We start from the raw sequence: 13,206 nt of genomic DNA, 5'->3' as shown, positions 1-13,206 counted from the left end.
CTTTTTCGTGACCTACGGCATCCCTGAATTCAGGAGAAAAAATGTCCCTTCTCCGGCGCTGAAAGACAGTATCCTTCCGCCATGCGTTTGCTCCGCCGCCTTCCTCTCCTGTGCCTCTTCCCGGTCCTTTGCCATGCCGATGAACCCGCTCGCAAATGGACGGATGCCGGCGGTCGCAGTTTCGAGGGTTCCTATGTATCCGCCACCGATGCCAAGGTGACGATCAAGCGTACGGATGGGAAAGTGTTCGAAGTCGAACGCGCGCGTCTCTCCAAGGAGGATCAGGATTACATAGCCACCGCTGCAAAAGCATCCCCCGCCCCTGCACCGGCAGCCACCACCACTCCGAAGTTCGATCCGCGCGACTACCGCGCCCACATGCTGGAGGGCTACGATGGCTCCGCACCCAATTTCAAAGCACCTTGGCCGAAGGATGGCGGAGTGGACAAGGAACCGGAGATCACCACCATCGAGGAAAACGCCGGCGAAAAACGGTTCATCTACGAAAGCCCGCATTTCCGTTTCCAAAGTAATGTGGTGCTGCGCCCGAGCCTGCTGGCGAAAGTCGCGATGATGTTCGAGGCCTGCTTCCAGATGCACCATGACATTCCGCTGAACAACCGCCGCACCCGCTCGCCGAAGGCTCCGAAGCTGAATGCCTTCCTCTTCGAAACCATGGAGGAATATCATACCGCGGGAGGTCCGTCGGGAAGCTCCGGCGTTTACATGAGCCAGGGAGACAAGTTCCTGGTACCGCTGGAAGGGCTCGGCGTGAAGAAGGTCGGTTCCGGCTACATGTTCGACTACAACGGGAACTTCCACACCGTCTATCATGAGGTGACCCACCAGCTTTGGGCGGACCTCGGCGACTATGCCGGGATCTGGATGATCGAAGGCTTCGCCGAGTTCATGGCCAGCGCTCCCTACAGCAACGGCAAATTCTCCTTCATCAAGCAGCCTTCCTACGCGTTGGAATACGCCACCGGCTTCGGCAAGAAGGACAGTGGCGGCCGCGATCTCGGCAAGGAGTTCACCATGCCGCATCTCAAGGAGATCATGACGTGGTCGCAGCCGCAGTTCTACGCCAATGGCAACAAGAACTACGGCCTCGGCATGCTGCTGGTGTACTACTTCGTCCTGCTGGATGGAGACGGCACCGGCGCGCGCTTCAAGGACTGTATCCAAGCCTGCCAGGAGGGCAAATCGGAGTCGGAGGCCCTGCAGGTGTTGCTGGGAGACCGCAGCTACGAGGCTCTCGAAAAAGACGTGGCCACAGCCTTCAAAAAGAAGGGCATCAAGATCAGCTTCCAGTAGCGGCCAACTCCACTTGTTGATCGGCGATCAGGGGGGAACGATTGGAAATCGCGATACAAAAAAGCCGGAGTCCTCACGGACCCCGGCTTTTTGGAAATCACCGCGAAGGCGTTGTCAGATGTCTCGACGGGCCGAGTTCGAAATCTTCCAGATCGCACCCTGCGGGTCGAAGGGAGGCGCATTGTCCTTGCCCTTGCCATCCGGCAGGCCGCCATCGGTGCGGAAAAGCGGCAGGATCGGAGCACCAGTGGAGGCTTTCTGATAGGTCGCGCCTTCTTCCTGAATCTGAAGAGTGGCGCCGAAAAGGCCACCAGGAACTTCGCTGATCAGGATTTCGATCGGATAAACGGCACCCGCAGTCACTTCGATCTCCGGGCCTACCGCAATGCCGCCAAGATTCTTGTTCCAGTTCTGTGTGGTGTCATACTCATACATCGTGACCGGAATCCGCATCGCACCACTGCGGACGATGCGCTCGACCTCGCGGTCGTCCTTCTTGCCCTGGAGGACATCCACCTTGCCCGGCACGTAGAGCGCCGTGGTGCCCTGCGTATAGCCGTGGTCGAAGACATTCTTCTTGTTGAAGCGGACCACCAGCACATCGTCACCGGCACCGACGAAGCGGAACTTGCCGGACTTCGGAGCGACCACATTGCCGCGGTAGATGACCAGCCAGCGACTGGGCTGCACTTCCTTTTCGCACTTGAAGGCGGCCGGAGCGCCATCCGCGGACATCACCGGGATGTACACGCGGGTCTGATACAGTTTTTGCGGGGCTTGGAAATACTTGGTCTCAAGGGAACGCTCGTTCCAACCCTGGCTGGTGAAATCCTTGATGACCTCGCGCAGCTTCTCCGGGCTCATGCCGGTTTCCTTCCGCTTCGGATCCTGCTTGGTGTCGTAGAACACGCCGACCATCGCATTGGCGTTCGGGTCGATCATGCCGAACGGGCTCATGCCGCTGCTGTTGCCACCGCCGAGGCCCGGACCCATGCCGCTGCCGAAGCCTTTGCCCTGGCCATCGCCACGGCCGCCACCGGAACCGCTGCCACCCAGACCGCCGGAAAGACCGCCGCTGCTCAACGAGCCCACCGAGGACATCGCCGAGGCCGCATCCGGCTCCGGAAGCGTGAAGCTGCTAGTCGCCCCTTTCGCCGCCATGCGCGGTGTGTTCGGATTCGACATGGTGGCACGCTGCTTCTTGTTGCTGATTTCCTTCACGCCCGGAGAGCCGCCACCGCCGCCCTTCGGCATGAAATCAGGATCCGGCTGCTTGTCCGGGATCACTTGGAAAATCCACACCAAGCCGACCGAAAGCAGGATGGCATGAACGATGATGGAAATGGAAAGCGATCCACCGCCGAGCTTCTTCCACACGGACGGTCTGTTTTCCTCGGTCGGATGACTCGCCGGGAGGTTCGGGTCGTAATGCTGATGTTCTTCCTGGAATTGGTCCATGACGGGTTGGGTTTTAGAGATCGGTAACGCGATGCGGGCTTGAATTCACTAGAAAAAGCGATGCGGAGGAAACGATTTTTTCGCGGGACTCCGTGGGAGGCTTCAGATGCCGGGTCGGATTTTGCCATCCACCCGCTTCCAGACGGAACCATTTGGATCATAGGGAGGAGCATTGTCCGCCTTGGTTGCGGGAGGAAGCGTGCCATCGAGCCGGAAGAGCGGGAGGACCGGAGATCCGGTGGAGGCCTTGGAGTAGCTGGCACCGGACTTCTCGATCAGCAGGGCGGCTCCGAAAAGTCCTCCGGGCACCTCGCTGATGAGGATTTCCAGAGGATAGGAACGGCCTGCCATGACCTCGAATTCCGCCCCCACCGCCAGCCCGCCGATGGACTGGTTCCAGTTCCGGGTGGTGTCGTATTGGTAAAAGGTGATCGGCATCTTCATCGCGCCGCCACGGACCATTTTGGCAAGGTCCCGGTCTTCCTTCCGACCGGCGAGAAAGTCCGTCTTCCCCGGCACATAGAGCGCGGTCGTGCCTTGGGTGAAGCCGTGGTCGAAGACATTCTGGCCGTTGAAGCGCACCACCAGCACGTCATCGCCTGCACCGACGAAGCGGAATTTTCCCGATTCCGGTGCGACGACGGTGCCACGGTAGAGGACGATCCAGCGGCTCGGCTGGACTTCCGGACCACAACCGAACGCCGTCGGCGCGGCATCCGCCGCCATGACCGGGATGTAGAGCCGGGTCTGATACAGGGCCTTCGGAGCCTTGTAGTACTTCGACTCCAGGGAACGCTCGTTCCAACCGTGGGTCGTGAAGTCCTTGATGACTTCGCGGAGTTTCTCCGGAGTCATGCCAGTGTCCCTGCCCTTGGTATCCAACTTGGTGTCGTAAAAGGTGCCTACGAGGGAATTGGCATCGGGATCGGGAATTCCGAAAACCAGTTGTCCCGGATCCAAGGAGCCATTCTTGGATCCGACGGAACCTTCCGGCCCCCATCCCGAACCGCCGGTCCCTCCATCACCCAAGTTACTCCTCAACGAATCACCCCCGACATCCCCCACCCTTTGGAACGAGGCATTCGAAGCGGGAAGAGAGATCGCGGATAGACCATTCACCACAACTCTCGGAAGAGATATGGACTTCGGGGCGGATTGGGCAGTCTTCCGCTGCTGCATCTGCCCTTGGACTCCCCGTGATCCCGGTGGACTCCCTCCTCCTTTTGGGAGGAACTCAGGCTCTTTCTGCGGCACGACCTGAAAAATCCACGCCACGCCCGCCGCCAGCAGAATGGCGTGAACCACCAGTGAGATCGAAAGCGAACCGCCACCGAGTTTTCCCCAGAAGGAGGGGCGGTGGGGAGAGGAAGGATCGTCTGAAGTTTGCATGGGGCCGGGTTTCAAAGGGGAAGACACCCGGCCCGGCCGATCCTTAGAAAAATTATTTTCCTCCGTCGCCGTCCGGCTCCAGCCGGAGCTTCCGCCCCGCCTCATCCACGCTAACGAAGGTGACACGGGTCGAGAAAATCGGAGCATCCTCCCCTTTGCCGTCACGGACCGTCACGGCATAGGTCACGCTGGTGGTGCCCACCCGGGCTTTCTCGCAATGGATGGCGAGAATCGTGCCCTCCTTCACGGAATGGTGGAACTCCACCTTGTCCATGCCGACGGTGACAAACTTCGCCGCCGGGAAATCCAATGAGGCGGCGATCCATGAAGCCTCATCCACCCACGCCAGCAACCGGCCGCCAAACAGGAACCCGTATTGGTTCAGGTCTTCCGGTAGGATCAGCCGGTGGGTTTCCATGGCGGTGGGTTTACCAGCGCTTGCGCTTGCCCTCGCGGTAGAGCGCGGCATCGAACGACCACCCGCCGGCACCGCTGAGAATCAGCACTACTGCGGGAAGCAGATAGAGAAGGGCAGGCTCCTTCGCTTCACTCACGCCCGGTCCTATGAACCACGGAGCGTTCGCACCGATCTGGAAGGCGGCCACGACCATGGCAAAGCCGAATAGAAACGCCGCGGGCCGCGTCATCAGCCCCAGCACCAGCAGCGCCGCCGCACCGATCTCCGCCGCCAGCGTGCAGATCAGGCTGATCTGGCTGGACAGGTGGCTCAGCGGCCAGATGTTGGCCGTTGGCCAGCCGTCCTTCAATTTCCCATAGGCATGCAGTTTCGGCAGCCCGTGGCCGAGCATCATCATCAGGCCGGTGCCGACGCGCAGGACAAAAAGGCCGAGGGAGGCGGTCCCATCGCGGGTGCCGCAGTCGAAGAGGAATTTTTTCATGCCTGGGGTTCGGCCGGCTTCTTGGGCTCGATGATAACGCGCTTGAGACGGTCTTCACCGTCGGGAGAATGGGAAATCACGTCCTCATTGCCGATCAATGCGTTGTGGACGAGGCGGCGGTAATAGGCATTGAGCGGACGCATCTTGAAGGTCCTGCCGCTGGCCTTCACGCGCTCCGCGATGCCGCGGACCTCGGTGACGAGCTTGTCCTCCTGCATGGCGCGGAAATGGCCGCAGTCCACCTTCACACGCTCCGCCTTCGGGAAATGGCGGCGGAGGATGCGGTTCACCAGGTATTGGAGATCGTCCAGCCTCTCGCCTTCATCGCCGATCAAGAGGGCCTTTTCACTGGTGTCAACCTGCAGGCACGGCCCGTCATCGGTCTGTTGGATCTCGATGGACGCGCTGAACCCAAGATGGCCCAGCATCGAATCGAGAATCTTTTTGGACGCGTCCACCGGAGTCATGAGCCCAATCTAACGAGATGCCGCCGTCCGGCATAGACTTTTTGGAACCGTCGCATCATTTCGCGGGCTGCTGGCTTTCCAGCCACGGCGCGATCGACTCCGCCACGGCCTTCAGACGTTCCTTTTCCGCCTCGGAAAACTCGTGCGGCTCCACCATTCCCACGCCGAGCGTGCCGATCACCTTGCCGGATTCCTTCGAGAACACCGGCACCGCCAGTGAGCCGGATACCTGCGTCTTCTGGGCATCCGGCTTCGCGATCCCACCCAGATCCTGCTGGAGATTGCAGAGTTCCACCGGCTCCCGGGTGGCGGCGGCGACTCCGGCGATGCCCTTGCCAAAGGGGATTTTTGAAATCCTCTCGACCAGAAACGCGGGCACGCCCACCTGGGCCACCAGCGAGAGCATCTGGCCCGCCTCATCCGCACGGTGCAGCGTGCCGGTCTGGCAGTTGAAATCAGCCAGGATGCCATTCATCCACGCCCGCGGGTCCAGATATTCCATGCGCATGGGAACATCCTAGCGTGCGTGAAAGTTGACGCAACCGAGTAGCGCGGGATTCCCTCCCGATCCGGAAGGTTTCGGCAAAGCATGACGGAATTCTACACCCAAATCAGCCCGATCGTGGCGGGTTTCACTTGGCACCCCACTCGGAGCCACCCGATTCTCCGCCGCGTGGAATCCTACGGCACCCTCCCTGATGGCCGCGAAGCCGGCCTCTTCACCCTCGCGAACTCGCACGGACTGCGCGCCACAGTCACCGACTTCGGTGCGACCTTGGTGTCCGTGGAGACTCCGGACCGCGAGGGAAACATCGCCCCGGTCACCCTCGGCTTCGACACGCTGGACGGCTGGGTGAAGGACGATTGCTATCTGGGGGCCACCGTCGGCCGTTTCGGCAACCGCATCCGCGATGGCAGGTTCACGCTGGAAGGAAAGGAATACACCCTCGCCACCAACAACACCCCCGGCGACATTCCCTGCCATCTCCATGGCGGAAACGTGGGCTTCAACAAACGTCTGTGGGATGCCCGGCCCTCCGCGGACGGTCGCTCCGTAACCTTCACCTATCACTCGCCGGATGGCGAGGAAGGCTATCCCGGCAACCTCACCGCCCGCGTCACCTACAGCCTCACCGAGGACAACGAGCTGGTCTGGGAGGCCGAGGCCACCTCCGATGCCCCCACCCCGCTCAACATGGTGCACCATACCTATTGGAACCTGGGCGGCGACCTCTCCGCGCCGATCACGAATCACCTGCTGGCGCTAAATGCGAACACATACCTGCCGACCGATTCCGGTCTGATCCCAACCGGCGAAAAAGCTCCCGTGGATGGCACCCCGATGGATTTCAAAACCCCGCATCGGATCGGCGAGCGCATCGGCGCGGACTTCGAGCCCCTCCACTTCGCCGGAGGCTACGACCATTGCTGGGTGGTGGACGGCGAGCCCGGCACCCTGCGCCCGGCCGCCCGCCTCAGCCACTCCGGCACCGGACGGGTGATGGAAGTCCTCACCGATCAACCCGGCATCCAGTTCTACGCGGGTAATTTCCTGCCGAACTACCGCACCGGCCTGTGCCTGGAGACGCAGAACTTCCCGGATGCACCGAACCAACCCGCCTTCCCGAACAGCATCCTCCATCCCGGCGAAACCTACCGCCACGTGATGGTGCATCGTTTCGGAGTCGAGTAACGTCACGCGCCCCTTGCCATGTTCGTCATCTTCTTCGCCATTTTCGCCACCGTGATGTTCCGTCGGAAGGCACGGCAGAAGGGGTGTGATCTCAAGAAGCCCACCTTCTATCCGCTCATCGCCGCATTGGCCATGATCGCCGCCTGCTTCCTCATCCTTCTGGTCTCGAACCTAGTCTGCGAGCTGGCTCATTTCAGTCCGAAGGTCCAGTACGTCGCGGGTTGGGTGATCAATATCTTCTGCACCGCAGTCTATCTGACACTCGTCTCCCGCGCGTGGAAGAGCCTGAGCGCCCTGCCGGACCGCAAGGCGTGATCGCCCACCGGCCGTGATGGAATCAGCCGCCTTGTTTGGAGGAGCGGCCGCAGCCACCATGGGAGAATGAAATGCCCGAAATGCGACGCGGAGATGGAGAGCGGTGGCTTCTACATTGGTTATGAGGGAGGCGGGCGCTTCGCCGCGAGCCTGCGGCCCCGTGCCCTCTGTTTCAAATCCAACCAGTGGAGACCCCACGCCCTGCTGGATGCGGTAGAAACTTTGCACGGGTATTTTTGCGACACCTGCGGCCTCATGGTGATTCAGGGTCAACGAAAAGGACTTTCGAGTTTGGCGAAATAGTTCCCGGAATACCTCCAACTCCATGAATCCCAATCACCCCATTCGGGTGAGGGAATGAACGGCATTCTTGACTCCAACAGGGGGAATCCGCAGCTTTCCCAGCATGTTGCTTTATCCAATTGAAAGCCTGACCACCGCCGGGAGCGTGGTGGCCAGCTTTGCGAGCGCGCAGGGAGCCGGCCTCCACTTCATCGACTACAGTATCCTGGCGATCTACCTGCTGTTCGTGATCGGGATCGGATTCGCCCTCAAGCGCCAAACAAAGAGCGCGGAGGACTTCTTCCTCTCCGGTCGTTCGATTCCGGGCTGGGTCACCGGTCTGGCATTCATTTCGGCGAACCTCGGCGCCCAGGAGTTGATCGGCATGGCCGCTTCCGGTGCGGAATATGGCATCATGACCTCCCACTTCTACTGGGTGGGGGCGATTCCCGCGATGGTCTTCCTCGGTATCTTCATGATGCCGATGTATTACGGCTCCAAGGCGCGTTCGGTGCCGGAGTATCTGAAGATGCGCTATGACGAGCGCACCCGGACCTTCAATTCGATCTCGTTCGCGTTCATGACGATCTTTTCCTCCGGGATCTCGATGCACGCGCTGGCCGATCTGCTCCACGCCCTGCTCGGTTGGAACTACACGCTCTCGCTGGTGGTGACCTCCGCCATCGTTCTCGCCTACGTGTTGAAGGGCGGCCTCAGCTCCGCCATCTACAACGAAGTGCTTCAGTTCTTCATGATCGTCTTCGGTATCGCGCCACTGGCCTACATCGCCTTGAAGGATGTCGGCGGTTGGGAAGGCCTGGTCGCGAAGATCGCCGCCCACGGCCCCGCCGAAGCAGGCCGCATGCATTCGTGGGCGCAGACCGGGGGCACCGAAAATCCACTCGGCGTGCCGTGGTATGGCATTCTCTTCGGCCTCGGTTTCGTCCTCTCCTTCGGTTACTGGTGTACCAACTTCGCCGAGGTCCAGCGCGCGCTCGCCGCGAACTCGATGGGCGCCGCTCGCCGCACGCCGATCATCGGCGCGATCCCGAAGATGCTCTTCCCGGCGATCGTCATCCTGCCCGGCATGATCGCCTACGGTCTCACCAGCGACCACGTCGCCGGCGGCTACTCGATCCCCCTGAAGGACGGCGTGGCCAACTACAACCAGGTGCTGCCGTCCATGATCTTCCACTACTTCCCGAACGGCCTGCTCGGCCTGGCGCTCACCGCGCTGATGGCCTCGTTCATGTCCGGGATGGCCGCCAACGTCACGGCGTTCAACACCGTGTGGACCTACGACATCTACCAGCACAACTTCGGCAAGGGTAAAACCGATGCCGACCTGCTCCGGATGGGCAAGCTCGCCACCGTCGTGGGCATCGTCCTCGCCATCGGCTGTGCGTTCGTCGCCGCGAAGTACAACAACATCATGTCGATCCTCCAGCTGGTGTTCGGCTTCGTGAATGCCCCGCTGTTCGCGACCTTCCTGCTGGGCATGTTCACCCGCCGCTCGAACAATACCGGCTCGTTCTGGGGCCTCGTGGTCGGCACCACCTCCGCGGTCGTCTTCCACGGCCTCTGCTTCGCCACCGGGAATCCGGCTGGCGTGAAGGGCGGCTGGATCAAGCCGCTGATCGAGTTCCCGAAGGAAATGTCCCAGGGCTTCTGGGTGGCCATCGTGGCCTTCAGCGTGACCTTCATCGTCAATGCCGTGCTGTCCCTCGCGACCCAGCGGAACAAAAACGACGAGGAGCTGCGCGGGCTGGTCTATTCCCTCACCGAAAAGCACGACTACTCCAAGGATTCCTGGCTGGCGCGCCCGGCCGTCCTCGGTACTCTGGTCATGATCGCCGTTATCGTTCTCAACTGGTTGTTCTGGTAAACCTCCGACCCTCACTCTCATGGATCTCCGCCTTCCCATCGGCCTGGTATTCACCATCTACGGCCTGCTCCTGTCCCTCTACGGGTTCTTCACCAAGGGTGACGCGATGTATTCCAAATCGCTGAACCTCAACGTCAACCTGGAATGGGGCATCGTGCTCCTGGTTTTCGGATTGGTGATGCTGTTTTTCGCCAAACGCGGAAAACAGGCCTGAACCGCCACGACGCTTTTTCCATGCCCCGCCCGGCGCGTGCCGGCGGGGCATTTTCGTTTCATGACATCAAATCCCTCTACTCATCGGGCCGAATCCCGGTAGTCTTCCCCTCACATGCATCGTTCACTCCTGCTCGCCCTTGCTCTCCCGCCGTTGCTGCATGCCGCGGCTCCCGATTGGGAGAACCCGGCGGTCTTCCAGCGCAACCGGCTGCCCGCACAGGCCACCACGATGCCTTATCCGGATCGTGCCACGGCGCTTGCCAAGGCACGTTTGGAATCCCCGTGGTGCCAATCGCTGAACGGCCCCTGGAAATTCCACTACAGCGGCAGCCAGAACGGTACACCGGCTGGCTTCGAGAAGCCCGGATTCGATACCACCGCATGGAAGGACATTCCGGTTCCCTCGAACTGGCAGCTCCAGGGCAACGGCATCCCACTCTACTCCGGAAACACCTATCCGTTCGCGAAGAACCCGCCGAAGGTGACGGACGAGCCTCCTGCGAACTACACCAACCATCCTGCGGAAAGCCGCCATCCGGTGGGCAGCTATCTCCGCACGTTCAATCTCCCCGCCGACTGGCAGGGCCGCCGCACGGTCATCGCCTTCGAGGGCGTGGATTCCGCCTTCGATCTTTGGATCAATGGCGAAAAGGCCGGCTACTCCGAGGACTCCCGTACTACCGCACGCTTCGACATCACTCCGCTGGTGAAACCCGGCGAAAACGCGGTGGCGGTGCAGGTCCACCAGTATTCGGACGGCAGCTATCTCGAGTCCCAGGACACATGGAAACTCAGTGGCATCTACCGGGACGTCTATCTGGTTTCCGCTCCACAGATTGAACTGACCAACCACTTCCTCAAGGCGGACTTCACCGCGGATGGGAAGGGAGCATTGGACCTGAAGGCCACGCTGAAGAACCACGAGGCGTCTCCCATGAAGGGCCGGATCATGCTGGAGTTGCTCGATGCGGCGGAAACGCAAATCACCTTCAAGGAAGGGACCTACGATCTCACGTCAGGAGCGGAGATCTCCATCCCCCTCGCTGCCACGGATCTCTCCATCCAAGGTTGGTCCGCGGAAAAACCCACGCTTTACCGCTATGTGATCACACTCGCGGATGAAGCCGGAAAGCCGTTCGCATGCTTCAGCGGCAAGACCGGTTTCCGGCGGGACGAGATCAAGGATGGCAAGCTCCTTCACAACGGCCAGCCGGTACGTCTCAAAGGCGTGGTCCGCCACGATCACAATCCGCGGACCGGGCACGTCATGTCCGTGGAGGACTTGCGGGCCGAGCTTCTCATGATGAAGCAGGCGAACCTCAATGCCATCCGCTTCAAGCATGCGCCCGCCTCACCCGCGTTCCTCGATCTCTGCGATGAACTCGGATTTCATGTGATCGACGAGCCGAATCTCGACTCCTCCGGCATGGGTGACGACTCGCTCCAACTCTCCGCCGATTGGAAAGAAGCTCGCCTTGAACGGGTGAAAAACCTGATGGAGCGCGACAAGAACCACCCTTCCGTGATCGCCTGGCTGCCTGAGGCTCCGGCAGCAAAGGATGGCGGCGGCGCCCTCTCCGCCTGGCTGCGCCAGAACGATCCAAGCCGCCCCACTCTCGCAGCCGGTTCGACCATCCCGCTTCTCCACAGCCGCGCCCTTGGAAACAGCATGGGTGGCTTCACCGGATCGGTGACCTCCGATCGGTTCCAAGGCACATTCATCGAGGACTGGCGCGATGAGATCCTTCTCCAAAAACAGGCAGCCACCACCGCCAAGCCCGGTCCTCCCCGGATGACGATGGTTTTCGGCGGGGATTCCGGAGACCAACCGAATGCCGGAACCGCCTGCGCCAGCGGGGTGATCTCAGCCAACCAGACAACCACGCCGGTCTTCGAGGAAATCAAGAAAGACTTCCAGGACATCCGAACCGCCTTGGTGGACGGCAGCGGCTCGAACGTGAAGATCCGCCTTTCGAGCGACCGTTTCTTCACCATGACCTCCGACTTGAAAGGGAGCTGGAAGTTGCTGAAGGACGGCAAGGATGTCGGACAGGGTGAGCTTTCCTTTCTCAATCTCGCTCCACAGGAGTCCCGTGAGCTCACCATCGCTACCAACGTCACTCCCGATCCTTCCGGAGAATACATCCTGCGTTTCCGCTACGACCTGAAGGCGGACACCGCATGGTATCCCGCAGGAATGCCAGCGGCCTGGGATGAAATCGTGCTGCCGTGGGGCAAACGCCCGCCTGCCGCTCCACCGCAAGCCGGCGCAAAGGCTGCATTCTCCCCCGATGGCCCGGCCACCGCTCCCCTCGTCCGCGTGACCGCAGGGGACACGACCGCCGTCCTCGACAAGATCACGGGCCAGATCACATCGCTGAAACGCGGCGGCTCCGAAATCCTCCTCTCGCCGTTGCGCTTGGATTTCTGGCGCGTGCCCACCCAGACCGACAAGGTACTCGGCGTGGACAGAAAATCCGCCGTTTGGCGGGATGCCGGGGCAAATGCCAGGATCCGCCAATCCGAGGTCAAGCAGGACGGCAACGACGTGGTGATCGTAACCGAACTGGACATTCCCGCCGGGAAGTCCTCGGCCAAGGTGACATGGCGTTTCACCGGCACCGGCGAACTTCTCGCTGACGCCGATTTCAGACCAGACCCATCCCAACCGGAAATTCCCCGCATCGGCTTCACCTGTTCGATTCCCGCCGGAACCGGCAACTGGACCTGGTATGGCAAAGGACCTCACGACAACTATGCCGATCGTCAGGACGGCGCCTGGACGACCGTCCACACGGGCCAGATCCCGGCCCTTGTCCATCGCTACCCGGTGCCACAGGAATCCGGGAACCGCACCAATGTGCGCTGGAGCACCTTTGAAAATCCCGCGGGAGGCAATGGCCTGCGGATCGACGCCACCGGAGATTCATTGCTCGAGGTGTCCGCCATGCTTGGCTCACCCGCTGAATATGAGGCCGCCCATCGGCTATCCGATCTGTCCCGCCCGGACCGGATCACCCTCCATTTCGACCATCGTCAGATGGGAGTAGGTGGCGTGGATGACGTGCCCCGCGAGTCGGCAGCCCAAGCCCGCCTCACCACGGAAAAGCCCTACCACTGGAGTTTCATGCTCGGCACCACTCATAGTGCTGCGCCGCCCGCCCTGCCCCGGCGGATTCCTGGCTCACCGGATAAGCTGCCGATCCCGGGTCTGCCCCGGGAGCCCCGCCCATTCCTCCCCACCCTCCGGGAACACCCGCGCCTCCCGTAAAATCCAATCCTGCATCC

General features: G+C 61.2%; 13 protein-coding genes. 7 read left to right on the top strand and 6 right to left on the bottom strand.

The genetic code is table 11. The features are described from left to right. The first annotated feature begins 81 nt into the window (after positions 1–81). Positions 82–1,314 (top strand): SHD1 domain-containing protein, encoded by a 1,233-nt coding sequence (locus tag KBB96_RS00925; RefSeq protein WP_211631615.1) that lies wholly within the window; start codon positions 82–84, stop codon positions 1,312–1,314. Positions 1,315–1,428: 114 nt separating this feature from the next. Here the strand turns inward: KBB96_RS00925 and KBB96_RS00920 are convergent, their stop codons facing one another. From KBB96_RS00920 to KBB96_RS00895, 6 genes are all read right to left on the bottom strand, one after another. Continuing rightward, on the bottom strand, positions 1,429–2,772 hold the full coding sequence (locus KBB96_RS00920; protein ID WP_211631614.1) for a hypothetical protein: 1,344 nt from the start codon (positions 2,770–2,772) through the stop codon (positions 1,429–1,431). 102 nt (positions 2,773–2,874) lie between these two features. Further along, entirely contained in the window at positions 2,875–3,732 is an 858-nt protein-coding gene (locus KBB96_RS00915; RefSeq protein ID WP_211631613.1) for a PA14 domain-containing protein, read from the bottom strand. Between the two features lie 481 nt (positions 3,733–4,213). Further along, entirely contained in the window at positions 4,214–4,579 is a 366-nt protein-coding gene (locus tag KBB96_RS00910; protein WP_211631612.1) for an acyl-CoA thioesterase, read from the bottom strand. A gap of 10 nt (positions 4,580–4,589) precedes the next feature. Beyond that, positions 4,590–5,060 carry a DoxX family protein gene (locus KBB96_RS00905; RefSeq protein ID WP_211631611.1) on the bottom strand — a complete coding sequence of 157 codons (471 nt, stop codon included), beginning with the start codon at positions 5,058–5,060 and terminating at the stop codon, positions 4,590–4,592. Continuing rightward, on the bottom strand, positions 5,057–5,527 hold the full coding sequence (locus KBB96_RS00900; RefSeq protein ID WP_211631610.1) for a Jag family protein: 471 nt from the start codon (positions 5,525–5,527) through the stop codon (positions 5,057–5,059). The genes KBB96_RS00905 and KBB96_RS00900 overlap by 4 nt, the downstream gene beginning before the upstream one ends. A 55-nt stretch (positions 5,528–5,582) precedes the next feature. Then, a complete protein-coding gene (locus KBB96_RS00895) occupies positions 5,583–6,029 on the bottom strand; it encodes a GAF domain-containing protein (protein ID WP_226373610.1) in 447 nt (148 codons plus the stop codon). Between the two features lie 87 nt (positions 6,030–6,116). Between KBB96_RS00895 and KBB96_RS00890 the strand changes: the two genes are divergently transcribed. From KBB96_RS00890 to KBB96_RS00870, 6 genes are all read left to right on the top strand, one after another. Further along, positions 6,117–7,220, top strand: coding sequence for an aldose epimerase family protein (locus KBB96_RS00890; RefSeq protein ID WP_211631608.1), 1,104 nt, complete (start codon positions 6,117–6,119; stop codon positions 7,218–7,220). A gap of 18 nt (positions 7,221–7,238) precedes the next feature. Next, entirely contained in the window at positions 7,239–7,535 is a 297-nt protein-coding gene (locus tag KBB96_RS00885) for a hypothetical protein (RefSeq protein WP_211631607.1), read from the top strand. Positions 7,536–7,601: 66 nt separating this feature from the next. Continuing rightward, entirely contained in the window at positions 7,602–7,838 is a 237-nt protein-coding gene (locus KBB96_RS21285) for a PF20097 family protein (protein WP_226373609.1), read from the top strand. 103 nt (positions 7,839–7,941) lie between these two features. Then, positions 7,942–9,702 (top strand): sodium:solute symporter family protein, encoded by a 1,761-nt coding sequence (locus tag KBB96_RS00880; RefSeq protein WP_211631606.1) that lies wholly within the window; start codon positions 7,942–7,944, stop codon positions 9,700–9,702. Positions 9,703–9,721: 19 nt separating this feature from the next. Beyond that, complete coding sequence (locus tag KBB96_RS00875) at positions 9,722–9,916, top strand: hypothetical protein (protein ID WP_211631605.1); 195 nt, start codon at positions 9,722–9,724, stop codon at positions 9,914–9,916. A gap of 114 nt (positions 9,917–10,030) precedes the next feature. Next, complete coding sequence (locus KBB96_RS00870; RefSeq protein ID WP_211631604.1) at positions 10,031–13,189, top strand: beta-galactosidase small subunit-related protein; 3,159 nt, start codon at positions 10,031–10,033, stop codon at positions 13,187–13,189. Positions 13,190–13,206 lie beyond the last annotated feature (17 nt).

Source organism: Luteolibacter ambystomatis, from assembly GCF_018137965.1.
Taxonomy (GTDB): Bacteria; Verrucomicrobiota; Verrucomicrobiia; order Verrucomicrobiales; family Akkermansiaceae; genus Luteolibacter; species Luteolibacter ambystomatis.
Note: the sequence above shows the minus strand (reverse complement) of the source record. Positions and strands in the feature narration are given on the sequence as shown.

Excerpts from the sequence above, each read along its gene's own strand:
- KBB96_RS00925 (WP_211631615.1), top strand. The coding sequence starts at position 82 with ATGCGTTTGCTCCGCCGCCTTCCTCTCCTGTGCCTCTTCCCGGTCCTT.
- KBB96_RS00920 (WP_211631614.1), bottom strand. The coding sequence starts at position 2,772 with ATGGACCAATTCCAGGAAGAACATCAGCATTACGACCCGAACCTCCCG.
- KBB96_RS00910 (WP_211631612.1), bottom strand. The coding sequence starts at position 4,579 with ATGGAAACCCACCGGCTGATCCTACCGGAAGACCTGAACCAATACGGG.
- KBB96_RS00905 (WP_211631611.1), bottom strand. The coding sequence starts at position 5,060 with ATGAAAAAATTCCTCTTCGACTGCGGCACCCGCGATGGGACCGCCTCC.
- KBB96_RS00900 (WP_211631610.1), bottom strand. The coding sequence starts at position 5,527 with ATGACTCCGGTGGACGCGTCCAAAAAGATTCTCGATTCGATGCTGGGC.
- KBB96_RS00895 (WP_226373610.1), bottom strand. The coding sequence starts at position 6,029 with ATGGAATATCTGGACCCGCGGGCGTGGATGAATGGCATCCTGGCTGAT.
- KBB96_RS00890 (WP_211631608.1), top strand. The coding sequence starts at position 6,117 with ATGACGGAATTCTACACCCAAATCAGCCCGATCGTGGCGGGTTTCACT.
- KBB96_RS00885 (WP_211631607.1), top strand. The coding sequence starts at position 7,239 with ATGTTCGTCATCTTCTTCGCCATTTTCGCCACCGTGATGTTCCGTCGG.
- KBB96_RS21285 (WP_226373609.1), top strand. The coding sequence starts at position 7,602 with ATGAAATGCCCGAAATGCGACGCGGAGATGGAGAGCGGTGGCTTCTAC.
- KBB96_RS00880 (WP_211631606.1), top strand. The coding sequence starts at position 7,942 with ATGTTGCTTTATCCAATTGAAAGCCTGACCACCGCCGGGAGCGTGGTG.
- KBB96_RS00875 (WP_211631605.1), top strand. The coding sequence starts at position 9,722 with ATGGATCTCCGCCTTCCCATCGGCCTGGTATTCACCATCTACGGCCTG.
- KBB96_RS00870 (WP_211631604.1), top strand. The coding sequence starts at position 10,031 with ATGCATCGTTCACTCCTGCTCGCCCTTGCTCTCCCGCCGTTGCTGCAT.